This is a genomic window from Kaistella pullorum, from assembly GCF_014837035.1.
GTDB lineage: Bacteria > Bacteroidota > Bacteroidia > Flavobacteriales > Weeksellaceae > Kaistella > Kaistella rhinocerotis.
Window position 1 is genome coordinate 14,475 of record NZ_JACSPS010000002.1, and the last position, 25,478, is coordinate 39,952.

General features: G+C 44.3%; 23 protein-coding genes. 4 read left to right on the forward strand and 19 right to left on the reverse strand.

The window, feature by feature from the left end:
* Nucleotides 1-113: 113 nt before the first annotated feature.
* The 3 genes from H9628_RS04505 to H9628_RS04515 form a co-directional block, all read right to left on the reverse strand.
* Nucleotides 114-1,256 (reverse strand): vWA domain-containing protein, encoded by a 1,143-nt coding sequence (locus H9628_RS04505; RefSeq protein ID WP_251832935.1) that lies wholly within the window; start codon nucleotides 1,254-1,256, stop codon nucleotides 114-116.
* Nucleotides 1,257-1,368: 112 nt separating this feature from the next.
* Nucleotides 1,369-2,334 carry a 23S rRNA (adenine(1618)-N(6))-methyltransferase RlmF gene (gene rlmF, locus H9628_RS04510; RefSeq protein ID WP_251832936.1) on the reverse strand — a complete coding sequence of 322 codons (966 nt, stop codon included), beginning with the start codon at nucleotides 2,332-2,334 and terminating at the stop codon, nucleotides 1,369-1,371.
* A gap of 73 nt (nucleotides 2,335-2,407) precedes the next feature.
* Entirely contained in the window at nucleotides 2,408-3,781 is a 1,374-nt protein-coding gene (locus H9628_RS04515; protein WP_251832937.1) for an alpha-amylase family glycosyl hydrolase, read from the reverse strand.
* A gap of 113 nt (nucleotides 3,782-3,894) precedes the next feature.
* Here H9628_RS04515 and H9628_RS04520 point away from each other — a divergent pair, with 113 nt between their 5' ends.
* Complete coding sequence (locus H9628_RS04520; RefSeq protein WP_251832938.1) at nucleotides 3,895-4,665, forward strand: glycosyltransferase family 32 protein; 771 nt, start codon at nucleotides 3,895-3,897, stop codon at nucleotides 4,663-4,665.
* A gap of 22 nt (nucleotides 4,666-4,687) precedes the next feature.
* On the opposite strand, the gene H9628_RS04525 is transcribed toward H9628_RS04520, so the two are convergent.
* The 14 genes from H9628_RS04525 to ruvX all read right to left on the reverse strand — a co-directional run bounded on the left by H9628_RS04525 (nucleotide 4,688) and on the right by ruvX (nucleotide 16,842).
* Nucleotides 4,688-4,912: a helix-turn-helix domain-containing protein gene (locus H9628_RS04525; protein WP_251832939.1), complete on the reverse strand. Its 225-nt coding sequence runs from the start codon at nucleotides 4,910-4,912 to the stop codon at nucleotides 4,688-4,690.
* A 3-nt stretch (nucleotides 4,913-4,915) separates the two neighbouring features.
* Complete coding sequence (locus H9628_RS04530) at nucleotides 4,916-5,452, reverse strand: DUF2975 domain-containing protein (RefSeq protein WP_251832940.1); 537 nt, start codon at nucleotides 5,450-5,452, stop codon at nucleotides 4,916-4,918.
* A gap of 147 nt (nucleotides 5,453-5,599) precedes the next feature.
* Complete coding sequence (locus H9628_RS04535) at nucleotides 5,600-5,962, reverse strand: response regulator (RefSeq protein WP_251832941.1); 363 nt, start codon at nucleotides 5,960-5,962, stop codon at nucleotides 5,600-5,602.
* Between the two features lie 12 nt (nucleotides 5,963-5,974).
* Entirely contained in the window at nucleotides 5,975-6,541 is a 567-nt protein-coding gene (locus H9628_RS04540) for a chemotaxis protein CheB (RefSeq protein WP_251832942.1), read from the reverse strand.
* Nucleotides 6,541-7,359 carry a CheR family methyltransferase gene (locus H9628_RS04545; protein WP_251832943.1) on the reverse strand — a complete coding sequence of 273 codons (819 nt, stop codon included), beginning with the start codon at nucleotides 7,357-7,359 and terminating at the stop codon, nucleotides 6,541-6,543. The genes H9628_RS04540 and H9628_RS04545 overlap by 1 nt, the downstream gene beginning before the upstream one ends.
* Before the next feature lie 5 nt (nucleotides 7,360-7,364).
* Entirely contained in the window at nucleotides 7,365-7,739 is a 375-nt protein-coding gene (locus tag H9628_RS04550; RefSeq protein WP_251832944.1) for a response regulator, read from the reverse strand.
* Nucleotides 7,740-7,754: 15 nt separating this feature from the next.
* Nucleotides 7,755-11,327: a response regulator gene (locus H9628_RS04555; RefSeq protein WP_251832945.1), complete on the reverse strand. Its 3,573-nt coding sequence runs from the start codon at nucleotides 11,325-11,327 to the stop codon at nucleotides 7,755-7,757.
* Between the two features lie 2 nt (nucleotides 11,328-11,329).
* Nucleotides 11,330-12,463, reverse strand: coding sequence for an ATP-binding response regulator (locus H9628_RS04560; protein ID WP_251832946.1), 1,134 nt, complete (start codon nucleotides 12,461-12,463; stop codon nucleotides 11,330-11,332).
* 202 nt (nucleotides 12,464-12,665) lie between these two features.
* The gene (locus H9628_RS04565; protein ID WP_251832947.1) at nucleotides 12,666-13,217 is read right to left on the reverse strand and encodes a YciE/YciF ferroxidase family protein; all 552 of its coding nucleotides are present in this window, start codon (nucleotides 13,215-13,217) and stop codon (nucleotides 12,666-12,668) included.
* A gap of 116 nt (nucleotides 13,218-13,333) precedes the next feature.
* Nucleotides 13,334-14,386, reverse strand: coding sequence for a Gfo/Idh/MocA family protein (locus tag H9628_RS04570; protein ID WP_251832948.1), 1,053 nt, complete (start codon nucleotides 14,384-14,386; stop codon nucleotides 13,334-13,336).
* Between the two features lie 5 nt (nucleotides 14,387-14,391).
* A complete protein-coding gene (gene mazG, locus H9628_RS04575; protein ID WP_251832949.1) occupies nucleotides 14,392-15,162 on the reverse strand; it encodes a nucleoside triphosphate pyrophosphohydrolase in 771 nt (256 codons plus the stop codon).
* 89 nt (nucleotides 15,163-15,251) lie between these two features.
* A complete protein-coding gene (locus H9628_RS04580) occupies nucleotides 15,252-15,809 on the reverse strand; it encodes a DUF5606 family protein (RefSeq protein ID WP_251832950.1) in 558 nt (185 codons plus the stop codon).
* 47 nt (nucleotides 15,810-15,856) lie between these two features.
* Nucleotides 15,857-16,429, reverse strand: a complete 573-nt coding sequence (gene def / locus H9628_RS04585) for a peptide deformylase (protein WP_251832951.1) — start codon at nucleotides 16,427-16,429, stop codon at nucleotides 15,857-15,859.
* Nucleotides 16,426-16,842, reverse strand: a complete 417-nt coding sequence (gene ruvX / locus H9628_RS04590; protein ID WP_251832952.1) for a Holliday junction resolvase RuvX — start codon at nucleotides 16,840-16,842, stop codon at nucleotides 16,426-16,428. The genes def and ruvX overlap by 4 nt, the downstream gene beginning before the upstream one ends.
* A 109-nt stretch (nucleotides 16,843-16,951) precedes the next feature.
* Between ruvX and H9628_RS04595 the strand changes: the two genes are divergently transcribed.
* Nucleotides 16,952-17,428, forward strand: a complete 477-nt coding sequence (locus H9628_RS04595) for a SixA phosphatase family protein (protein ID WP_251832953.1) — start codon at nucleotides 16,952-16,954, stop codon at nucleotides 17,426-17,428.
* Between the two features lie 74 nt (nucleotides 17,429-17,502).
* On the opposite strand, the gene H9628_RS04600 is transcribed toward H9628_RS04595, so the two are convergent.
* A complete protein-coding gene (locus H9628_RS04600) occupies nucleotides 17,503-19,053 on the reverse strand; it encodes a serine hydrolase (protein WP_251832954.1) in 1,551 nt (516 codons plus the stop codon).
* A gap of 189 nt (nucleotides 19,054-19,242) precedes the next feature.
* Between H9628_RS04600 and pyrF the strand changes: the two genes are divergently transcribed.
* Nucleotides 19,243-20,616 (forward strand): orotidine-5'-phosphate decarboxylase, encoded by a 1,374-nt coding sequence (gene pyrF, locus H9628_RS04605; RefSeq protein WP_251832955.1) that lies wholly within the window; start codon nucleotides 19,243-19,245, stop codon nucleotides 20,614-20,616.
* Nucleotides 20,617-20,740: 124 nt separating this feature from the next.
* Complete coding sequence (locus H9628_RS04610; RefSeq protein ID WP_251832956.1) at nucleotides 20,741-21,946, forward strand: RsmB/NOP family class I SAM-dependent RNA methyltransferase; 1,206 nt, start codon at nucleotides 20,741-20,743, stop codon at nucleotides 21,944-21,946.
* A 72-nt stretch (nucleotides 21,947-22,018) separates the two neighbouring features.
* Here H9628_RS04610 and H9628_RS04615 read toward each other — a convergent pair whose 3' ends face one another.
* Complete coding sequence (locus tag H9628_RS04615) at nucleotides 22,019-25,372, reverse strand: T9SS type A sorting domain-containing protein (protein ID WP_251832957.1); 3,354 nt, start codon at nucleotides 25,370-25,372, stop codon at nucleotides 22,019-22,021.
* Nucleotides 25,373-25,478 lie beyond the last annotated feature (106 nt).

Below are 25,478 nucleotides of genomic sequence, written 5' to 3' on the forward strand. Positions count from 1 at the left end.
GTTGTTTGTTGATGGTTGGTGTTTGCTGGTTGAAGGTTTGGATGTTTTTGCACTAATGAGTAGCGAAACCAAAACATGGCTATTTTACTTTTGCCTTGGCTCTTATAATAAACTTAAATTCTCCTGATCCAGTTCCTTTCGTAATCCTCGAAAATCATTTCGCCAAGATTTGAAAGTCCGGTGAGGAAAGCTTTTCCTTTGTTCTGCGCCGTGAAAGCTTCCACAAACCGTCGGAGATAAGGATCCTGCGCGATCATAAATGTAGTGATAGGAATCTTCAGTTTCCGTGCCTGCGCGGCTTTGTTCAGACATTGGGCGACAATCATCTCGTCTAATCCGACACTGTTCATGTAAAATTCGCCGGTAGGCAGTTTGATGCAGCTCGGTTTGCCGTCCGTTATCATGAAAATCTGTTTATTTGTGTTCCGCTTGCGCCGCAAAATATCCATCGCGAGTTCCAGTCCGGCTACCGTATTGGTGTGATAGGGCCCAACCTGCAGATAGGGTAGGTCTTTGATTTTAATCGGCCAGGCTTCATTTCCGAACACGATAATATCAATTGAATCTTTCGGATATTTCCGCTTGATGAGTTCTACAAGGGCCATCGCAACTTTTTTTGCAGGCGTGATGCGGTCTTCGCCGTATAAAATCATCGAGTGGCTGATGTCAATCATCAACACGGTGCTCATCTGCGCTTTGTGGCGGGTTTCCTCCACGATCAAATCGTCTTCGGTCATGCGCAAGTCACTGATTCCGTTATTTATCTGCGCATTTTTCAGACTTTCAGTCATGTTCACAGCGGTTAGGTCGTCGCCAAACTGGAAGTTTCTGTTTTCGCCGTCACGTTCGTCGCCAATTCCGGTTTTGGAAGTGCGGTGATTGCCGATGCCGGTTTTTTTGAGTTTGCCAAAAATCTGATCGAGCGCAAATTCGCGCAAGGCCTTCTCAAGCTTTGGCGTCAGCAAGTTTTTACCTTTTCCTTCGCCTGTGTTGCCGTCTTCGGAGTCTTTTTCTTCTTTAATGTAGCCGCGTTTTTTCAGGTCTTCAATGAAATCTTCAAGCGAATAATCTTCATTAAAAATGTCATACTCCTTATCGAGCATTTCAAGCCACTCGAAAGCTTCATCCAGATCGCCGGAAGTGTGCGTCAAAAGATCTTTGAAGACATCAAAAATACGGTCGAAAGGCGAGATGTCTTCCGGTGTATGTTTTTTGAAAGTGAAACCCTGTCTGAAATTTATTAATCCGTCACTCATATTTCCTGCAGTTTGCAGCGACAAGTTATGGAAATTTCAAGCCAAAGGTGTGGTGGCAAAATAGATTATTCTAATCAGCCTGATAAGGTTTGAATAAAATGAAAAAATGTTTTTATTTCTCGCGCCACCTGTTTTCTCTCCAGCTTTTTTGCTCATTTTTATCGAGGAAAGTCCAGGCGATAATTCGGCTCGATTTGTTACCCGTGCCCATCTGAATTGTCTTCACATGGAAAATCTCCGCTTCGCCGAGCAGTTTATAGATTTTTTTAAGGTTTGATTCTTTTGAAATTAAAGTCGAAAACCAAAAACAGTTCTTGCCGAAATCTTTGCTTTCCGAAATCATGTTGCGGATGAACGCGATCTCCCCACCCGGATAGATCAGTTCATTAGTAACCCCTGAAAAATTCAGTTCGGTTTTAACCGTTTTTTTACCAGTGAGGTTGCGGATCTTACGCAGGCTTCCTTTTTCTGCATCTTCGGCTGACGCGTGAAAGGGCGGATTGCACATGGTGAAATCAATATGCTCATTTTGATTGATGACTCCTTTAAAGATGTTTTTTGCATCCTTCTGAAGCCTGATTTCGGCTTTGTCTTTCAGTTGATCATTCGCCGCGATATTGTCCTGTGCAGATTCAACCGATTTTGGATCAATGTCCGAGCCAATGAAGCTCCAGCCATATTCGGCGATTCCAAGAATAGGATAAATGCAGTTGGCGCCAACGCCTACATCGAGAACGGTAATGTTTGCCGCATTTGGAGGTGTGCCGAAATTGCTTTGTGTAAGCAAATCTGCCATCTGATGCAGGTAATCTGCACGACCCGGAATTGGCGGGCAAAGATTCTCATCCGGAAAATGCCAGCTTTTTATGCCGTAATATTGGTTCAAAATGGCCTTGTTGAGCAGTTTTACCGCTTGTGGATTGGCGAAGTCGACAGAATCTATGCCGTGTTTGTTGGGTTTGATGTGCAGGGCCAAATCCGGTTCAGTAGCGATAAGTGCCTTCAGATCATAAGGTTCGCGGTTTTTGTTTCGTGGGTGAAGACGTGTTTTCTCAGGCGTATTTTTGTTAGCGGACATTTTTAAATATTTAATAGGCAAAGATGCGGCAAAATAAACGGGAAAGCGTTTCTTTTCTCCAATGTTGATTAGCTTATTTCGAGTTATGCAGCACCACATACTCCCACGGCGCCATCTTTAAGGATGTAGTTTTTGGGATTTTCTGTTCTTTTCCGCTAAAGAGATTCGTATACGTGCCTTCATCGAAATGCGTGTCGATGTTTACCTGCGCTGGATCTTTGCTCATATTCAGAATTGCGATAACCTTATCCCCATTTTTTTCACGAACAAACGAAATGACCTGATCCATCTTATCATTCATGATCCTGACCATTTCACCGCCATGTTGGCCGTTCCAAAGTGCCTGGTGTTTATGCTTTAAAGTGAAAAGTGCCGTATAAAGTTTCGCGATTTCATGTTCTTTCCAATCGATGGGATCGCGTTCGAAAAATTGCAGCGAGCGGTCTAGTCCGGCTTCCTGACCACTGTAAACAAGCGGCATACCGTCCATTAAAGCAGAAAAAACGATGGAAGCATTCAAAGCAGCGCCAAAATTGGTGAATTGAGTTCCTTCCCACGAATTTTTGTCGTGATTGTCGATGAAATTCATTCGGATTCCTTCTTTTGGAAAGATAGAGACATGTTCTGCGATGTAGGCTTCACCGAGGGACTTTACACTTTTACCGCTTATGGCAATTTGATGAAGGATGTTCCACAATGTCCAGTTATAAGTTGCGTCGAACGCCTTTCGGTGAAGTTCTTTGTCTTCCGCTTCCGCCAGCATGAAAACAGGTTTTATAGCGTCAAGTTCTGTGCGCACATTTTCCCAGAAATCGATAGGGACAAAACTGGCTACGTCACATCGATAACCGTCAATGTCATATTCTTTCACCCAAAACTTTAAAGCATCCGTCATGTATTTCCGCAAACCAGGCTGGCTGTAATCAAAGTCGATGATATCATCATAATCCCGCCACGGCGTGGACTGGAATTTGCCGTCACGGGATTTCGTGTACCATTCCGGATGTTTTTTAACCAATTCATTATCCCAGCTGCTGTGATTCGCCACCCAATCAAGGATCACGTACATGCCGTGCGCGTGGATGGCTTTTACCAAACTGCGGAAATCGGCTTCTGTACCGAATTCAGGATTGATGCCCAAATAATCTTTCACAGAATAGTAACTGCCGAGACTGCCTTTGCGGTTTACCTCGCCGATGGGTTGCACAGGCATCAGCCAAATAATATCGATGCCCATTTTCTTCAGGCGGGGAAGTTGTTTTTCGACAGCTTTAAAACTACCTTCCGGAGAAAACTGACGAATATTCAGTTCGTAAAGTGTAGCATTTTTAACCCACTCCGGACTTTTCATTTCGACGTAGGGTTTGGGTTGATAAGCTGATGTGGTTTGTTGGGATTTCATAGTGAGGTGAAAGAGAAAGAATAGCAGGATGAGCGCACGTATCATTTGGTTCGCATTTTTTAATTCATTAAAAATAGCACTTATTTAAAAATTGAAATAAGACACTTTAGGTTCAATCTTTGCTGAAAAGTTATTAAAATTCAAATCTTCAATCATTTATGATTCCTAAAAAAATACATTACTGTTGGTTTGGTGAACAGCCAAAATCTGAACTCGCCGAACATTGCATCGCCTCCTGGAAACGCATCCATCCTGATTTCGAAATTATAGAATGGAACGATAAAAATTCGCCACTGAAGGATAATGCGTATGTGAAAGACGCCTACGCACAGGGGAAATGGGCTTTTGTTTCCGATTATGTGCGATCGAAAGTGATGTACGAGCACGGTGGAATTTATATGGACACCGATATGGAGCTCAAGCTTCCACTCGATGAATTCCTGGCAGAAAAAGCAGTTTGCGGCTTCGAGGTGAAAGGCGTGCCGTATTCCGCTTTCTGGATGGCAGAGCCTCAACATCAGTTATCCAGGGATTTTATGGAATGGTACAACCGCCAGGATGGGTTCTTTGAGCGCATCAATACTGACATTTTTTCTGAGATGCTTGAAAAAGAATATGGCGCCAACCGCTACAGCGACACCATACAGGAACTGAAGCATGGCGTGAAACTTTTTCCGTCGGTCTATTTCTCGCAGGATTTACCCAAAAATTATGTAAGTCACCATTTCAACGGCTCTTGGTTTGGCGGCGATGCAGAGAATACGCACAAGAAAATGGTAAATGTTTATGGACTTCTCGAAAGGCTCGTGAATTATCCGGATGCGCAAAAAGCGGTAGAGAGCATCATCAACAAACACAAAATTATCGATGTGAATGCGTTGCTTGATTTAATTCCGAAGGAAAAAATTGAAGCTTATTTGAAGGGTTAGGAAAACTGTATCATTCTAAAATTCAGTCTCTAACATCATTTTTCTCCGGAATAAATTCCAACAAATCTCCAGGCTGGCAGTCGAGCACTCTGCAAATGGCTTCCAATGTAGAAAAACGTACGGCTTTTGCTTTTCCGGTTTTTAATATCGACAAATTCGACAGCGTTAAATCGACTTTTTCCGAAAGTTCGTTTAAAGACATTTTGCGTCTGGCCATCATGACGTCGAGGTTTACTATTATCGGCATAGCTCAGACGGTTAGTTCGTTTTCATTTTGCAGTTCAATCCCTCTTTTAAAGATATTTCCGATGACGTAAATCACCGCTGCCATCAGTATAAAAGCCTCGCTGTCTACCCAGAATTCGTGTACGCCTACGGTTTCGAATCCGCGTTTAGTGAGTTGCTTTGCAGTTTCACGACCGAAGTAACTCAGCATCCCAATTGTGAAGGTAAAATAGCTGACCGTGTAAATCTGTTTTGAAATGAGATCTTTAAATGGTTTTTTCAAATCGATTTTGGTGGTAAGTTCGATGAGTTTATAAAAGAGGAAGGCTTTCAGAACCGCAACGGACAAAATTAAACTGTAAATGCTGTAAAATGCCATCTGGCTGCGTGCGTACATGGGGCTGAGATCCAGTTTTTGGTAAAGTAGAGGTACGGTTTCAGGCTTAAATATGCTGAAAGCAAACGTCACAAGCAGTGCGCCGGCCTCGATGCTAAGGCCTACAAAGATAATCCAGGCAATTACATGCAGCGCTTTGAATACGAAATCATCTGTGTTTTTCATGATTGATAAGTTTAAATGTTTATTCAAATGTAATAAATAATTATTGATAAACAATAAATATTTATTTAAATAAAAATTTAATCACATAAGAAATCCATCCTTCAAAAGAAAGATGGATTGTTTATGTAAAATTTCTGTCGTTGCTTTTTATGCGTCAGAATATTTCAATACAGTTTCTTCAAACTGCTGAATGTCAAAAGGTTTTGCCAAATAATCATCTGCGCCTGCAAGTGAGGCCAATTCACCGATATTGCTGTTCGCCGAAAAATAAATCACGGGAATGTGGCAAAGGTCTTCATGGGCTTTAATACGTTTTGTAGCTTCCACGCCGCTGATGTCCGGTAGCCAGTTGTCCATAAATATCAGGCTGGGCATGAACTCCAGGACCTGTTCTTCTACATCGGTTGTAGTAGGTGAGGTCTGTACCTCGTACCCCAGATCCTGCAGAATCTCGGTGCAAAGCTCGAGGATTTCCTCATTATCATCAAAAATAAATACTTTCTTATCCATATTATATTGTTGTCATTTTGCTAAATTATTAATAAATACGGGCATTTCATCCGGTGTAAGTATGGCGGTTGGAGTCAAGATTTCCAGTGCATGGGCCGGCATATAGCTCACCACCGCTGTGGCCGGATCCTGTACCAGCGCCATTCCTTCTTTTTCCTTCACTTTCACCAAACCTTTGCTGCCGTCACTATTGGCACCGGAAAGCAGAAGGCAGGCGAGTTTGTCTTTGAAAACATCAGCTGCACTTTCGAAACTTACGTCCAGCGAAGGTCGGGAAAAATTCACTTTCTCGGAAGCGTCCAGTGAAAAAGTTCGGTTGCCCTCGATGAGCAGATGATAGCCGGGTGGCGCAATGTAAATCGTGGCCGGTCTTAGTTTTTCTTTTTCTTCTACTTCCTTTACCGAAAGTTTGGTTTTGGCTGCGAGAAGATCGGTAAGTACATTGTCTTTACCCGCCATACGGTGCAGCACCAGGATTATAGGGAAGGGAAGTGCAGCATCCAAACCGGGAATAATTCTGAGCAGAACTTCCAGGCTGCCGGCAGAGCCGCCAATCATCAGCGCATCACAGTTCATCATCAATTTATTTTTCGCCAGATCTTTTCGCCTTTCAGCCGTTCAAAATTTTTAGCTACCGGTGAGAAGTCGAGGGATTCCTTAGTTCCAAGGGCCAGATAACCGAACTTTTCGAGGCTGTTGTCAAACAGTTCAAATACTTTATTCTGCAGCGGCCGGTCAAAATAGATGATCACATTTCTGCACAGGATAAGCTGGAACTCATTGAATGAATTATCCGTAACCAGATTATGACTTGAGAAGATGATTTTCGAGCGGAGTTCATCTTTCAGTTTGCCAAGGCTGTAATTTGCCGAATAATAATCTGAAAAATTTTCTGTGCCGCCTGCTGACAGGTAATTTTCGGTGTATAGCTGCAGCTTGCTCATCGGGATCATCGCCTGCGACGCATTTTCGAGCACGGTATTATTGATGTCTGTGGCGTAGATCAGCGATTTGTGCAGGAGTTTTAATTCTTTAAGAAAAATTGCGACTGAATAGGCTTCTTCGCCCGTGCTGCAACCCGCGACCCAAATTCTGATGAAAGGATACGTCCCGAGTCGTGGCAGGATCTCCGTCCGTAAAGTGCTGTAGAAAGCCGGATCGCGAAACATTTCGGTGACATTAATGGTAACCTGTTCCAGAAATCTTTTAAAATAAGCCGCATCGGTTTTTATCCTGTAGCGGTATTCGGCAAAACTTACGAACCTGTCGAGTTCATAAAGCCTCACGATGCGCCGTTTGAGCGAGGCACGTGAATAGCCCGTGAAATCGTATCCATAGACTTCAAGCACGTCAGAAAGCAAAGTTTCCAGGTATTCGTCGCTGCGTTCAGAGAGCACCTTTATTAAATATTTAATTGTTTAAGCACCTGCAAAAGTTCGTCCACATTCACAGGTTTCGAAATATAGCCGTCAGCACCTGCGGCCAGGCACTTTTCGCGGTCGCCGGTCATCGCCTGCGCCGTCACAGCAATCACCGGAATCTGCTTCAGGTTGCCGGCGTTTTTCATCACGCTTATGGCTTCGTAACCGTCCATTTCCGGCATCATCATATCCATCAGCACCACACCTATTTCGGGTTGGGCCTGAAGAATATCAAGGCCTTCGCGGGCACTCTGCGCGGAAACGCATTCGTACTTCTTGGCCGTCAGCACCGCGCTCAGCGCAAAGATATTCTTGCTGTCATCGTCTATGATCAGTATTTTTTTCTGTTCGCTCATTTTTGCGATGTTTATTTAAAGTTTATCATAAAGCCAAACCCGCAAAAGTGAGATCAGCTGGTCTATGTCCACAGGTTTCGATATATAGTCTGATGCGCCTACGGCGATACATTTTTCACGGTCACCCATCATGGCTTTGGAAGTGACAGCCAAAACCGGCAGATTTCGGTATTGCGCCATCGAGCGGATCTCCCGAATGCTTTCATAGCCGTCCATTTCCGGCATCATCATATCCATCAGCACTACATCGATTTCAGGATTTTTGTCTAATGCTTTCAGCGCTTCTTTCCCATCCATCGCCGCAATCACCGTCATGCCATGAATTTCGAGAGCTTTTGTAAGCGAAAAGATGTTGCGCACATCGTCGTCAGCAATCAGTACTGTCTTCCCTTTCAGGATATTACGCAACTCGCCGGTGAGACTCAATGTACCAGCAGGCTGAAGATTCTTTCGGTTTTTTTCCTCTACAAGGTGCAGAAACAGACCGGCTTCATCCAAAATACGCTGATAAGAGTAGGCGGTTTTCACCACGATGGAGTCTGCGTACTTCTTGATACGGTTTTCCTCGCCCTGCGACAGGTTTTTCCCCGTAAATACGATGATAGGAAGCTGCTCTAAACCTTCGCTCTGCTTGATGGTCTCAAGTGTGTCGTACGCATTACGGTCGGGCACGCCCATATCCAGTATCACACAGTCGATTTCACGGCTGCGGAGTGAATTGATACTGTCACTTACATTCGTAGCGATATCGGTGGTAATGTTATTCGCGCTAAGGAAATAGCTTAAAGCTTTTGCGTGCTGCTCATTCTCTTCTACGATCAAAACCTTCTTTGGGCCTTTATTCAATGCGTTTTCAAGCTTTTTGAATATCTCCTGCATCTGCTCGAGTGCGAAAGGCTTATTGATGAAATCTACCGCGCCGCGCAGCAGGCTTTCCTGCTTGAATTTCATCGATGACATGATGTGCACCGGAATCGGCTTGGTTTCAGGATTCGATTTTAAGGCTTCCATCACTTGCCAGCCATCCATCACCGGCAGCTGAATATCAAGCAAAATAGCGAGCGGTTTGTAATGCTGAGCCATCTCGAGACCCACATCGCCGCGCACTGCGACAATTGCCTTATAATTCTTGCTTCGGGCATAATCTAAAAGTATCTTCGCGAAAGGCGTATCATCCTCAATGATGAGAATCACTTTGTCACCTTCGGAAATCGTATCACGGTCATCAGCAACAGGCTGCGGAATGTGGTCGGCAATGTAACGTTCAGGCTGCTTTTCCGTTATTTTTTCGGTAATGCCAGTTGGCGCGGTTTCTTCCACCTTCTCTGCGGTGTGCAGGTTTTCACCATCCAGCGGAATTGTTAAGGTAAATTCACTGCCTTTACCTTCGGTACTGTTCAGCGTGATGTTTCCGCCCAGAAGTCTCGCCAGTTCGCGACTGATCGAAAGGCCCAGACCGGTACCGCCATATTTGCGTTGCGTGGAGCCGTCTGCCTGCTGGAAGGCTTCAAAAACAAGGCGCATTTTGTCTTTTGCAATTCCAATTCCGGTATCGATAACTTTAAAGACGATATTTTCTTTCTCACCGGAAACATTAAGCGTAATGCTGCCTTCGCCAGTGAATTTGATTGCATTAGAAAGCAGGTTTTTAAGGATTTGTTCCAGTCTCAGTTTATCGGTACGCAGCGTCGTAACCGCGTTTTCCTCCACATTAATATTAAGTGCGAGGTTTTTTTCTTTTGCTAAAGGCGAGAAAAGCATCTGCATATCCCGCGTGATCTCACTTAACGGTACTTCGCCGAATTCAAGAGTCATTTTCCCCGATTCAATCTTGGAAAGATCTAGAATTTCATCGATGAGTTGAAGAAGTCCCTGACCCGAGCTTTGCATCACTTCGGCATATTCCACGTATTGTGGGTCAAGATCTTCACTTTCAGACATCAGTTTGGAAAGGAGCAGGATGGAGTTGAGCGGTGTGCGGAGTTCGTGCGACATATTAGCCAAAAACTCAGACTTGTACTTGGTGCTTTGCTCAAGTTCAATCGATTTTTGCTGAATGTCAAGATTCCTTTGTTCAATCAGAACATTTTTTTCCTCGAGCAGAGCGGTTCTTTCTTCGAGTTCCTGGTTGCTCTGCAAGAGTTCTTCCTGCTGCACACGAAGTTCTTCCTCTGATGCCAACAGCTTTTGAGACTGTGCCTCGAGTTCAGCATTGATGTTTTCAAGCTCCGAGTGCTGCGACTGCAGTTCTTCAGACTGTGCCTGCGTTTCTTCCAGAAGTTCCTGCAGCTTGATCCGGCTTTGCGCACTGTGGAATGCCAGTCCAATGTTCCCTGCAACGGTTTCTAAAAACTCCAGCTGACGTGGTGAATATTTCCGCGTACTGCCAAGTTCGAGCACGCCAAGCGGAATATTATAACGCGTAATCGGAAGCGCCACGACATTTGTAGGTTTGGTGCCACCGGCGGCGTAATTAATCGTAATATTTGATTCAGAAATATCATCCACAAGCTGCATTTTTCCTGTCCGGAAGCTTTCACCCGTGATGCCTTCCCCGATATTTAGCGAGGTCGGCCCGTTTTCACGTGACATTGCAAAAGAGCCAGACAGGTGTAGGAAATTATCCTGCTGAAGATAAAGTGCTGCTACACTGCTGCCCGTGATTTCGGTAATTGTCTCAAGCACTGCTGAAGCCAGGTTTTCGATGGTTTTGTCACCCATCATGCGGTCGTTCAATGTGGCCACAGATGAACTGAGCCATTCTTTGGTTTCCAGTGTATTGAATGAATCTTTAAGCGATGCAGCCATTCTGTTCAATGGTTTTGCTACATTCCCCAGATTTTGCTGTGCGTTTTCGTCAGATAATATGTCGTAATCACCGTTTGAGATTTGGCTTGTGACCTTTTCGATTGCTTTCAGGCGGTTTTCCGTTTCCAGGTTCTTTTCCTCAAGTTCGCTCGTCAGATTGGTTTTCTCAAGGAAATCCTGATTTACACGGCGGAAGAATACCAAGGTAATGGTAATTGCTAAAATTGCCGAAAAGATAATCAGGATCGGCGTGTAGGAAGCAAATTTGTTCATGCTCTCCGTGCGGGATGCGAGCACATTCTGCTCCGCAGACTGCATGATTGAAACCATATTGCGGATTTCGTCCATGTATTTTTTGCCCTCCAGCAACTGTTCCGCTGATACCGGATTATTGACGCGCTTGTAATTAAGGTTTCTGTCCAGAATCTGGATGCGCGTATCGATGCTGTGGCGCAGCTTTTCCATGTTGCGGCTCTGCTCCACAGAATGCGTAAGCTGGACCGAAAGGTTGGTAATTGCCTCGTCTATCCGGCCCTTCGAGCGGTTGTACGGCTCCAGGAAACGTGAATCACCGGAAAGGAGATAACCACGCTGTCCGGTCTCCGCATCTTTCACCAAGGAGAAAATTGTCTCAAGATCCCTGATGTTTTTATTGGTCTCGCGAACCATCGCGGAACTGTCTATAAGGTTTCTGATGCTTATAAAGGAGGCGGCTGAACTCACCAGTAATAAAAGGAGCGAAATGCCCAGCCCAAAAAGTAGATTTCGGTTAAAACTCATATTTATAATATTTCAGATTGCGCATGCACAGGATGCAGCGGAAGAGTAAAGTAAAATTCGGATCCTTCGCCGGGTTGGCTGTTCACACCGATTTTGCCGCCGTGACGGTCAATGATTTCCTGGCAGATGTAGAGCCCGATGCCCAGACCCTGGAAACGCTCAGAGGTTTCTTCGATTCTGTAAAATTTGTCGAAAATCTTCTGTTGATGTTCTTCAGACATCCCGATACCGAAGTCGCGGACGGAAAAATAGACGCAGTCATCACGAAGTTCTGTCATGATCTCTATCTGGTCGCTGCCGGGAGCGTATTTGATCGCGTTTGTTATAAAATTGATGATGACCTGCTCAATCCGCATTTCGTCTCCAAAAATCTCAGCACTCACAAAACCGGATTTATGCATTTTCAGCTGCGGATGACTTTGCTGCATCACTTCCACAATATGATCAAGCACTTCATCAAACGAAAAATAACGTCTGTTGAACTTCAGCTTGCCACTTTCTATTTTTGAAATATCGAGCAGGTCGGCGACAAGCAGATTAAGTTTTTCTACCTGATTCTGCACTTTTGTAAGTCTCGACCTTGTCGTTTCGATATCATTTTTTTCAAGGCTCCTTTCAAGCAGCTGAATGTATCCTTTGATACTCGTCATCGGTGTTTTGAGTTCGTGACTCGCGATGCTGATGAACTCGTCTTTTTTGCGTTCCGCTTCTTTCCGGAACTCAATTTCTTCCTGCAGTGCAACCTGCATTTCGTGAAGTTTACGGCTCTGTTCGTAGATTCGGTAGAATGTTTTCACTTTCAGCAAAAGGATGTTCATATCTACCGGTTTGCTGATATAATCGAGCCCGCCGGAAGAATAACCTTTCGTAATGAGGTTCACATTCGCGCTTGCGGCAGACAGGAAGATAACCGCGGTTTCTTTCGCTTTGCTGTAGCCCGAAATGGCTTCAGCGACCTCAAAACCATCCATCCCCGGCATCTGAACATCAAGGATGATGAGGACGTAAGATTTCTTAAGGATTTTTTTTAATGCTTCCTCGCCCGACGAGGCCGTATCGACTTCAAAATCGTTTTTTTCAAGCACCTTTTTTAAGGAAATAATATTTTCGGGCGAATCATCAACGATTAAAATCATTTGCTTCAAATAAGTTAATAATATACAAAGTCACCAAAGATAACCATTTCAAATTTTGTTGCCAAAACGCGTGGCCATCGCAGCGTTGTGATCATAGGTTTATTTTGATATATTAAAAAAAACCTTCGCCAAAATATTTTGACAAAGGTTTTAGGTTAAATAGATGCAGCCGGAATATTGGTTATTCGGGACTGCTCGACAGTTATTGTTGATCTTCTTCCGCCGCTTCCCAATTGATGGAGTTGTATGCTGACTCGGTAAGTAATGAATCGGCTTCTTTTTCCTCGGCTAAAGTAGCTTCAAGCAGTTCCACAATTTCCGTCTCGCCGAGCGTGTTTGCGAATGCGGAAAGTGTTCCGTAAGATGCAATTTCGTAATGCTCAATTTTTTGTGACGCGGAAATGATGCCGGCATCGCGAACTGGTCCCGGTTCCGTTTCTTCCAGGATGCTTTCGCCTTCCTTGATGAGGCCTTCCATCGCATCGCATTTTTTGCCACGGCTGGATTCGCCTAAAATTTCAAAGATTTGCTCCAGGCGCTGTACTTGCCCCTCCGTTACCGCAATATGATCTTCGATGGCCATCTTAAGTTTTGACTCTGTGGCATTGTTGGCCATTTTGGGTAAAGCTTTCAGCAGTGCGCGTTCAGCATAAACGATGTCTTTCAGTTCATCCACGAAAAGCTCTCTCAGTCCTTCTGCTGCGGAGCTTTTTGGCTGTACCTTTCGTCCCTGTGATGTGTTTGTATTACTCATAATAATATTTTTTTTGTTTTTATGAAAATACAAATATCAGACCTCAACAACCCGAGCTGTTTTAAAATTATATTAAAATCTACTCTATAGACAATGCTGCTGAACTAAATTTACGACTATTCCAACCTTACAAAAGCGCCTGTTTCTGCACTTTTCAGTGCGGCTTCAATGATCCGCATATTCAGGATGACTTCCGATGCGGGAGAGGGTAGTGGTTTTGCTGCGACAAGATGATGCGCTATAGCGTCGAAATAATCCATATAATTACCGGGTTCACTTGTGGTGTTGACCCGATGCGCCCCGTTGGAGTCTTCATAGATTAAAATGCCGTCTGCAGTTTCCAGTATTTGCTGCCAGTCCTGTCCGAGTGGTGCCGCACCAGCTATTAGTTCCTGCTCCTGTGCATCGCTGCGCATCTGTAAAAAGGAACCGCGGGATCCGTGCAGTATGTAAGCGTAGGCACTTTCCTTTGCAAACACAGTAGATTTCAGCCGGACGCGCAGGCCATTTTTGTAACGAAGCAGAATGTCGAAATAATCATTTGCGGCCGCCTGCTCTTTCATCGTGAAAACATCGGCGAAAACGCTCGTCGGCGGACCAAACAGAACCATGGTCTGGTCAATAAGATGTGAACCCAGATCGTGCAAGGCGCCTGCTCCGGGCAATGCCGGATTCTCCTTGTGGTCTTTTGTGCCGGGGGTAGTACGAAAACGGTCAAAACGGATCTCAACTTCTTTCAAAGCGCCGAGTTTTTCACTGGCGATTACCTTTTTAACCTGCAGGAAATCGCGGTCAAAGCGGCGGTTTTGGTAAACACTGATGAATTTCTGATGTGCACGTGCCAGTGAACTGAGTTCTGCCGCTTCAGCCACCGAAACTGTGAAGGGTTTCTCCACAATGAGGTTTTTGCCAGCTTGAAGCGCTTTTTTCGCAAATTCAAAATGAGTCTGGACGGGTGTATTTACGACTACGATATCTACGTCCGAATCGCTCAGCATTTCCTCTACGCTTCGGTATATCGTAGCATCCGGATATTTTTCCCGTGATTCGTTTTTTGTGCGTTCTACAATTGCCGAGAGCAAAAAATTGGGGTGCTGTTTCAGGAAAGGCGCATGGAAGACTTTTCCGCTCATTCCGAAGGCGCAAAGGCCTACTTTAAACTGTTGCATAGCTTTTAGTATTCAGATTTTTTCGCTTCATCCCAAAGTTCATCCATCTGTGATAGCACCAGATCTTCGATTTTTAAATTTTTAGCCAAAGCCAAATTTTCCATTTTCTGGAAACGGGAGATAAATTTAAGATTGGTCTTTTCAAGCGCAGAATCGGGATTTAACCCTGAAATCCGGGCATAATTAATTAATGAAAAAAAGACATCGCCAAGTTCCTGTTCTTTCTTTTCAGGATCGGTTTCTGCGTGAAACTCGCTGAGTTCTTCATCCACTTTCGTCCAGGCATCATCAGCATTAGCGAATTCAAAACCAATTCCTTTCACTTTATCCTGGATTCGAAAGGCTTTCACAAGAGTCGGCAAACCTTTCGGTACGCCGGATAGGATCGATTTGTTGCCTTCCTTCAGTTTGAGTTTTTCCCAATTCTCTTTTACTTCGTCTTCATTCTGAACCTCTACATCGCCGTAGATGTGCGGATGGCGGTAGATGAGTTTTTCGTTCAGCGCATTGATAACATCTGCGATATCAAAACTCTCTTTTTCTGAACCCAACTTCGCATAGAAGACCAAATGAAGCAGTACGTCGCCCAGTTCCTTCTTTATTTCGGGTAAATCTTCTGCCAGAATAGAATCTGAAAGTTCATACACTTCCTCGAGGGTGAGGTGACGCAGGCTCTGGAAATCCTGCTTACGGTCCCACGGACATTTTTCGCGTAGATCATCCATTATATCGAGCAAACGCCCGAAGGCTTCGAGTTTTTCCTGTCTTGAATTCATTTAGTTTTTAGGTTGAGGTTAAGGTTAAGGCAAAAAAAAACTTTGCCAGACCGGTGACCTGACAAAGTTATTCAATATTACAAAATGGCTTAGCCCATTTTTCGGTGTGTGCTTTTTGGAGCGCCTTTCGCAGCAGAAGATGATGCTTTGGCTTTTGGTGCAGCCGGTTTTTCTGCCTTCGGAGCTGGTTTTTTAGTCTCCACTTTTTCAGTAGAAACTGCGTCAGCTGGTTCTTCTTCCGTTGATTCAGCTTTTACAAAAGATTCCGCTGTGATGTAGCCGGCTTTGTGCAGGATGTTGTACCACTGCGCAAGTTTTTTGATGTCTGAAACGTAAACGCGGTCTGTATCGTAGTCTGGAAGTGCTTTCAGCATGAATTCGCGCAGTTCTGCATCAGTAGATTTGTGAGAGATCGTCTCCGTATAACCTGAATCTTTAGCAATGTTCTCAAAAACTTCAAAAAGCGGAACCTCTTTGTCAAAAGTGAACATCGCGATATTGTCAAGCAGGCTCACCTGCGATGTATTACCGATGCTGAGCTTCTTTTTTGTAAGTACATCTTCAATGATGAAGCCGTTTTTCAGCTGAGAGACGAGCTTGTAAAGACCCGGTTTTCCCGAAATTGAAATTATTTTTTCTAACTGCATTTTTTTCTTATTTTTTAGTTTAATTTTTATTCTTAAAGGCGGGTAATCTACTTAGGAAACCTCATTTTGTAGTTGACGGCAACGTCTCCGTTTGAGATTTTCATCAGTTTTCCTTTCACCAGTTTTTTCTTCAGGCTGCTGAGGTGATCCGTAAACAGAATTCCTTCAATATGGTCGTATTCATGCTGAATCACACGTGCGCGCATATCTGAAAATGTGTCTGTATGCTTCACGAAATTCTCGTCGTAATACTCAATGACAATGGTTTCCTTACGTTTTACATCTTCGCGGACGTCGGGAATAGAAAGGCAGCCTTCATTAAATTTCCATTCTTCGCCGGACTCTTCGAGGATTTGCGCGTTGATAAGCACTTTCTTAAAATCCTTCAGTTCATCTGCAATGTCTGCATAATCTTCATCTTCCGCCAGCGGCGACAGATCTACCACGAAAAGCCTGATATCAAGGCCAACCTGAGGTGCTGCCAGCCCGATGCCATGCGCGGAATCCATTGTTTCAAACATGTTAGCAATCAGTTCGCTGAGCTCAGGATAATCTTTGTCTATCTCCTGACATCTTTTCCTTAAAACGGCGTCGCCAAATGCGCGTATCGGTAGTATCATTTTTGTTGTTGTTCTAAAAAATTCTGCAAAATAAGCGTTGCGCTCACTTTATCCACCAATCCTTTTTCCTCACGCTTTTTCTTGTTTTTTCCACTCTGCGAAATGTAGAACGAGGCCATTTTGGAGGTGAAGCGTTCATCAAAACGGTTTACCGTAATATCCGGAAACTGTGTCCTGAATTTTTCTAAAAATTTCAAAATCTCAGTTTCAATCTGCGACAGATTTCCTTTCAGGTCTGTCGGGAGTCCAACTACGATCGCTTCCACCTGGTTCTGCGCAAAATACTTCGCTAAAAACGGGAAAAGGTTTTTGGTTTCTACGGTTTCAAGACCCGACGCGATGATCTGGAAATCGTCTGTTGCAGCGAGGCCGCAGCGCGCTTTTCCGTAATCTATTGCGAGGATTTGAGCCATAGTGCGCAAATTTAAGAAAATTTACCGAACATAAATCAGGTACAGCGCGCGGTAAATATTTGATGAAATTTAAAAATATTCCATAATTTTATTCCGTAAACTATAAGCTATGAAGACACTTTTACTTGTTCGGCACGCAAAAAGCGACTGGCCTGAAGATACAGAAGATTTTGACCGGCCTTTAGCGGAAAGCGGGATTCTGGATGCGCAACGCATGGCGGCGCACCTGCACGAAACCGGAATAAAAGTGGATCGGTTAATCAGCAGCCCGGCGCTGCGTGCACTGAGTACTTGTAAGATCTTCAATCAGCATTTCCAGGCGGATATGGAGACGAACAAGAAGCTTTACAATGCCAATGAAGGGAACTTTGTGTCGGTGATTTATGAATTGGCAGATGATACCGAGTCGGTGGCGATGTTTTCTCACAACAACGGAATCTCCAATTTTGCGAATACGCTGTGTGACAGTATTTTCGCGTTTTCCACCTGCGGTGTTGCCGCTTGGGAAATCGATTGTGATTCCTGGACTGATTTTGAAGGTGCGCCGAAAAAACTGCTGTTCTACCTGGAGCCTAAATATATTTAGCGCATACATTTAAACAAAACAAAACCCTTTCAAAAGTTAGTAGAAAGGGTTTTTATTTTGGTGTGAAGTGATTCTTAATCTACGCGCTGCAAATCCAGATCTTCAAAATCAAATGAGAAGTCAGTGATATCAGAGATCGGTTTCATTCTGGCAGAGGTTGCTTTTCCCTTTTCGTCGTAATTCAGGATCACAAATGCATCCGCATCATAGCTGCGGTCATCCCATTTCGCGATGAATGTATTGTGGCTGTAAGGAAGCAGATCTCCTTTCAGACGCGGCGAATTTTTGCAGCGGATGCGCAGTTTGCCGTTTTCCTGGCTTAAAATTATATCACCAAACCAGTTGTCACGGTAGGTCCCGATATACTGTTCAGGTTTTGGTTGAAGTTTTTTATCTTTTTTAAAGGCATCAGACTTGGCAAAAACTTCCTTCTTACCCTTTTCGTAATCTGCATTTACCTTCGCCATGCGGTCGCCGTATGTTTTGAGCCAGTTTTTATCTGCTATGCCGAGGTATGAATCTCTCACTGTGTTGGTAATGGTGCTGAAAGCCGCACCGCTCTGCTGATTGGTCAGCACCACAATGCCCAGCTTCATGTCGGGGATCAGCGTAAACTGCGTCACTGTTCCGATGAGACCACCGGTATGGTAAACCTGTTTGTGACCCTTCACATCGGTCAGGAACCAGCCCAGGCCGTAGCCCGCAAAATTGGAGTCATTCGCATTTTTGAGTGCTACCGGTGTATTGATATGTAGGTTCCAAAGCTGCTGAATCTGCTTGTCCGAAACCAGTTTTTTGCCGTCTTTCGTCGTGAAACCGTTCATCAGAAATTCCGCCCATGTATTCATGTCGGTGATGTTGCTGATGATTCCACCGGCTGCGTTTGCTGTTTCATTCCAGTCGTGAGGCACGGGAACAGCTTGGCCGTCCACGGGCGCGTGTGCTTCAATAATGTTTTTTACGTTGGCCTTTTTTGCGCGGCTATAGCTGCCGTAGCTCGCATTCATACCGACAGGTTTCAAAATTCTCTGCTCGATGAATTCGGCCCAGGTTAATCCCGATGCGCGGTGAATCACTTCGCCCGCGACAATGAACATGATGTTATTGTAGTCGAGTGTAGTACGGAAGGTATTTTCGGGTTTCAGGTAGCGCACATTGTGCACGATATCGTTTACCGTCAGGTTTCCACCTTCTGGGAAAAACATTAAATCGCCCTGACCCAAACCCAGACCTGCGCGGTGCGTAATAAGGTCTTTGATGGTGATTTCCTGCGTTACGTAAGGATCGTACATGCGGAATTCCGGAATATGCTTAATGACTTTGTCATCGAAACTTAATTTACCTTCATCTGCTAGCATCGCGAGTGCGGTGCCTGTAAAGCCTTTAGAATTTGATGCGATCCCGACAAGCGTATTTTCGTCCATCTTGGCTTTGGTATTCAGTGAAGCGACGCCAAAACCTTTTGCATAAACGGTTTTTCCGTCTTTAATAATGCCGACGGACATGCCCGGAACATCGAATGTTTTCAGCGTGTTTTGAATGAGTTCATCGAGTTTTTTTTCATCGATTTGGGCCAGCGCAAATACCGAAAACATTAGCAAAAGTGCGGAGAGATGTCTTTTCATTTGAAAAATTGTTTGATTTTCTACGAAGATAGAATTTTTTATACTTTTTTAATTCAGATCCAGCACGAACGTTCCGGTTCCTTTGGCACAGTTGCTGTTGCTCTCAGGCAGTCCCTTTAATTTTTAAATAGGGAAATTCTGCATCTGAAACAGCGGAAAACCTTAAATTTGTAACAAACCTTAAAGTAAATGGAAAGCAAAAAGAAATTCTTTCTCGAGTGCTATGAGCTCGGTATCATCAAATTTGGTCGTTTCACCCTGAAAAGCGGTATTGAAAGTCCGTTCTATGTGGATTTGCGGCCGCTGGCCTCGGACCCGAAAATCTTGAAACGGCTTGCCAATTACCTTTTGGATATGCTGCCGCTCGATAATTTTGATTTGATCTGCGGTGTTCCGTATGCGGCGCTGCCTATGGCCACAGCAATGTCTTTGGAAAGTTATCTTCCGCTGATCATTAAACGAAAAGAAGCCAAAGAACACGGCACCAAAAAACTAATTGAAGGTATTTATAAAAAGGGACAAAATTGCCTGCTGGTAGAAGACGTAATCACCTCCGGCAAATCTTTGCTCGAAACCATTCCGGAGATTGAAGACGAAGGCATCACAGTTTCTGATATTGTGGTGGTTCTCGACCGCGAACAGGGCGGAAAAGAGCTGTTGGAAGCTAAAGGATACCGTGTACATACCTTATTTACCATTTCTGAAGTCTGCAAAATGTTGCAGGAAGAAGAGCATCTTTGCGATGAGGATGTTTTAAGGATCAATGATTTTTTGCGCGGAAACCAAATTACTTTTAAGGAAGATGTGCGCCTGACTTACGAGCAGAAACTGGAAGTGGCGGAGCATTCTGTAGCTAAAAAGCTGCTGGAAACCGCTATTGCAAAAAATTCAAACCTGATCGCTTCGGCTGATGTGCTTACCACGCAGGAGTTGCTTGACTTGGCCGATAAAATCGGACCTCATATTGTCGCCCTGAAAACCCATATCGATATCATCACCGATTTTGACCCCGATACCACTATCCTTCCGCTCAAAGACCTCGCGGTGAAGCACAATTTCCTGCTGATGGAAGACCGCAAATTTGCCGACATCGGTTATACGCAAGAGCTGCAGTTTTCGTACGGTATGTATAAGATTTCAAACTGGGCAGACTTTGTTACTTCCCACGTGATCGGCGGTTACGAATCTTTGGACTGTTTCCTTAATGTTGGTGTTGTCGCAATCCTCGGAATGTCTTCAAAAGGAACACTGACGGACAGAAACTATCACGAGCAGGCGCTGAAAGTAGCGCAGGATCATCCGAACGTAATCGGCGGTGTTTCGCAGAAGCAATTGCCGGAGAACCTTTTGCTGTTCACGCCGGGCATAAGTTTATCTGATTCGGGTGACGGGAAAGGTCAGCAGTATCACTCACCGGAGCATGCGATAAAAAACCTCCGGACAGATTTCATCATCGTAGGTCGCGGCATTTACAAATCCGATGACGCCGAAAGCGCTGCCTTACAATACAAACTGGCTGGCTGGAACGCTTATTTGGCAGAAACGGGTAAAAGTGCCAGGTAAAAAGTAAAAACAGCCCGTTGGGAGGTGTGTTCGAAGCTGTGCATATGGCGAAGAAATTCGCGTACGTGTTTTCATCTTCAAAAAGCGTAATTTTGCAGGCTATAATTTTATTTAATCATTTTTAATGGAACTCATTCACCGAAACCTACTCATTGGAATTCACGACGCACTGGAAGAAACATTTTTTCAGGACAGAAAATACGCCGACAAGGTCATTGAAAGGCTTTTGAAAGCCAACAGAAAGTGGGGCAGTGAAGACCGGAAAGTGGTTTCACAGATCTTCTATGATATCATCCGCTGGAAAAAACGCCTTGAGTATTACATGAGCGAAGGTGTGAAACCCAACAATATCTATAAAATGATTCTTACGTATTGCCTCTGGACCAAGACGCACTACAAAAAATTTGAAGAATTCGACGGTATTAAAATCGCGGACATCTTAAATAAACTTAAGAAGAATACAGTTCCTACAAAAGCCATTGAGCATTCGATCCCCGACTGGCTCGCTGAAACACTTGAAAAAGAACTTGGGCCAAAATGGGAACGTGAGATGAATGCGCTCAACGAGCAGGCGCCGACGATTCTGCGGGCCAATACCCTTAAAACATCCACTAAAGAACTCATCTCTGACCTTAAAGATGAAAATGTAGAGAGTTTCCCAATCAAGAATTATCCGGACGCAATACAGCTTGAGGAAAAGAAAAATGTGTTTCTCACATCGGCTTTCAAAGACGGTTTGTTCGAGGTACAGGATGCCTCTTCACAAAAGATTGGTGAACTTTTAGACGTTCAGGAAGGTATGCGCGTCGTGGATGCGTGCGCGGGCGCGGGTGGAAAAACTTTGCATTTGGCGGCTCTGATGAAAAACAAAGGACAGATCATTGCGCTTGATATTTACGAATGGAAACTTGCAGAACTGAAACGCCGTGCAAAACGAGCCGGTGCACACAACATCGAAGCGCGCTTCATAGAGGATAATAAAGTCATCAAAAGACTTCACGAAAAGGCCGACCGTGTGCTGATTGACGCGCCGTGTTCAGGTTTGGGCGTATTAAAAAGAAATCCCGATTCCAAATGGAAAATTGACCAGGATTTCATTGACCGTATTAAAAAAGAACAGCAGCAAATCCTGCAGGATTACAGCAAGATGCTGAAAAAAGGCGGAAAGATGGTTTACGCGACATGTTCTATTCTGCCAAGCGAAAATAATGAGCAGGTAGAAACATTCTTGAAGGAAAATGAGGGCTTCAAACTGCTTAAAGAAGAAAAAGTAATGCCGAGCGAAGGTTTCGACGGCTTTTACATGGCGCTCATTGCCAGGAAAGCCTAAAGGAATATTGTCGATAACAGAAGAAGCCATTTCAAATGCTGAAATGGCTTCTTTGTGTTTATTGATTTATACCTATTTCTTGATGAATTTGGAATTTACAACTCCGTTTTCGGTATGGATAAGGATGAGGTAGGTTCCCTTGTTCAGTTGCGCGACGGAAACTTTCTTGTCTTTGCCGTCAGCGGTTTTCAACAGTCTTCCGCTCATATCGAAAATCTCGATTTTGGAAATTCTCTGTTTTGTATCGATATATAAGATATCGGAAGTCGGATTCGGATACAGCGTGGTAACAAACGTCTTGTTTTCACCGGAGGCCAATACCGCAGACTGTGTGATTGCGATGGTTTTAGGTGAAACACCGCTGTCGCCGGAGACCAAAACATTGGCCGTGCGGTTCACGCCTGTTGTATTGGTTTGCGCGGACATGATCAGTTTCGCATCACCGTTCCCCGAGATTGAATTCTTAAAGTCATGTTTCCCTGTTAAACTCAGGTAGGAAAGATTGAGCCAGCTGGTGTCGCTGTTTGCGGTCCAGTTGACATTGTTGATGATGTCAAACGAAAAAGTATTGGCATTATCCGGATTATTGCTGATTTCGAGATTGGTCAGCTCCAGATACTCTTTGGTCGGGGTGAGGTACTTGGTATCTAAGTTGCCGAAAGTAGCGATATAGAAATTGGATGCCCGGTTGAAGTTTACCGGATAGTTTAAGATAGTACTGGCAGAGGTAAAACTTGAAACGTTTACTTTATCATTGCCGAACACCGAAAGCATGGGGTAGTTGTTCATACCGCTATCAACCACTTTGCTGTATTTAAGACTTCCGTCTGTATCCAGTTTCAGCAGTATTTTATTTCCGGTATTTGCATCAAAAAGATACTCTGTGCCATTAACCGACATTTTATCCTTTACGTATCCATACATATAGATGTTTTTATTCTCATCCAAACTGATGTTTGTATAAGCTGAGGTGTTGGAGTTGTTGGAATGCAGGGGTATCTGCCACATTACACTTCCGTCCGTTTTTACTTTGGCTAGAAACGGAATGTGTGTTTCGGGCGAATACACTTTCGGAACTGCAGCCATATCCAGACCATTGAAATTGGTGTCCGTATTGCTGATGCTGTAATAGCTGCCCATTAAAATGAAATTTTCCCCGTCAAATACAATGTCGTTCGGCCATGAATACCCTGTAGAACCGGCAGGTTGGTTTGCGTAGAAATTTTTTCCCGCGGTCACGTTGCCGCTGCTGTTAAATTTTAACATGAGATGATCCATATAATCTGGATTTGCAGGAATGGTAACACCGTCAAATACATAATTATTTCCCGTGTGATTGACTGGTTCTGTTAATAGATAAAGCGTATGCTGTGCGTCCAAAACAGGGAGTAAGGAATACGCACCAACATTCGGATAAGATTTGGAATACAGCAAATTTCCTGATGCCGAAAATTTCAATATAAATATATTGCCAGAAACAGTGCCCGACACGGTATTCCCATCCACTGTAAATGATTGATTGGTAATCCCGACCACATGTACATCGCCATTGCCGTCAGCTGTAATGGCAGCGCTGATAATTGCCGCCTGTGCCGGAATGAGCTGTTTGCTCCACATGAAATGACCATCCTTATTGGTTTTGATGATCACTTTTGTGCTTATCAGCGCATTTTGGTTAAAGCTTGCCGTATTTCCTGCGGCATCAGTGAAAATAGAGGTGGCGCCGCTTGTGTTCGCCAGCATCAGCAGGTTGTCGTCTTTATCAACAGCTGCAAAATCACTTGAAACGTTTAATTCCCGCGTCCCGGAGTCAGGATGGAACTGCGCATGCCACATCGGCAGTCCGTCTGCACGCAGCCTTGCGAAATGTCGTGCCGAGACGCCGGAACCGTTATCTACCTGTTTTCCGAAGAAATTGGCTTTGCCTTCAACGACGGACGTAACAAACAGTTGGTCTTTTGATAAATTGAGATTTTGCTGAAAAACGTGCACAAGCGAGCCGGAAATTGAGTTTGTTTTCTCTTTTGACCAGATTGCTGCTCCGGATAATCCATCATGAACAGTCGTGCTGAAAAGTCTGGCTGTAACGATGGATAAGGAATAATTATTCCCCACGCTGCTTACCAGTCCGTTTGTGAAAGGCTGCAGGGCGGAGGGTGCGGCGCCCGAAGAGTTGAAAGACAGCAACACTTTATACACATTGCCGCCTGTGGAGGACTGTGTTAATGTAGTCGTTGTCCCATTGGCATTGGTAAAAGTGTTAATGGTATTTCTACCGTCGAAATGATTGTCTGTGTAAATGACCCGGAAATTGCCTGTTGTCCCGTACGGTTTTACTGATGCGTGCGTTATACGGCTTTGTATACCGTAAATATAATCTGAGCTTAATGCTGAGGAAGTTTTGAAAAAAGCAACTGCACCCAGATTGGCATCGATCTTCGCCACGTAATTAAAAATTCTGTTATTTTCCTGAGAAGGGTTTGGATTGTACGTGTATCCATAGTTCGATGTTTCTGATATTAAGCTGGTGGAACCTTTGCTGAAACCTGAAAAGACCACTGCTCCGTCGGAAGAAATGGCAATGTCACTGACGTCTGTCCATCCCCCGAAATAGTTGGTGTCACTGTTGGCGGCTGCTTTCAAAGATGCAGTAAAGGAGCCACTTTTGTCTCCCTTAAGTATAAATCCCGTTTTTGCGGGAATGGTCTCCGTGCCGGCCATCACGCCATTGTCAGTAGTTGCTCCCGCAAGGTACAGGCTGTTGTTCAGCAGAGCCACAGATTTTACCTCGGTTTGGTTAAACTGGTTGTTGTACACGAGGTTTCCGTTGGTATCATTGATCCTGGCCACATAATTCTGATTGTAAACAATAAAAGTGTCAGTGCCGTCGGTTACACATTTTACCTTGGGGTACACCACATTGTGACCACCGGTTAACAGATTAACCCAGGCTGCGCTTCCGTTGCTGCTGATCTTCATTAAAAAAGAGGATGAGCTACCGGTAGCCGTGGCTGAAGTGCTTCCCGCAGTAATAGTGCCGCTAAACTGCCCGTAAACATACAGGTTTTCAGACGAATCAACGCTGACGTACCGCGGTGTGATGATCCCGCCGTTTCCCGCATTAAAAGTTTTAAGCCACATATTACTTCCTGTGGATGCATTTGACTTTAAAATAAATAAATCATCAACGCCTATGTTAGTGGCAGAAAGGCCGTCGACTCCAATCTCACCTGAATTGGCAGTACCTACATGGTAGGTGAAATTTGCAGTGGATTCTACAATTGATAGTGCGCTTCCCTTGACCGTATTAAGCTGTACCAGTCTGGTGTTGGGCAGTGTAACTTGTGCATTAAGCACCGGTTGGGCGAGCAGCAGAGAGGCAACTGCATTCCGCAGGCATCTGCGAAGAAGTAAATTTGTTTTCATGATCGGTGTATTAGTTTAATGTAAATATAGTCTTAATATAATAAGCGGAAAAATTTTAACCTTTTTCAGCAAAGTACGGTATTTTATTGAAAAGTTTTCTTTGTAA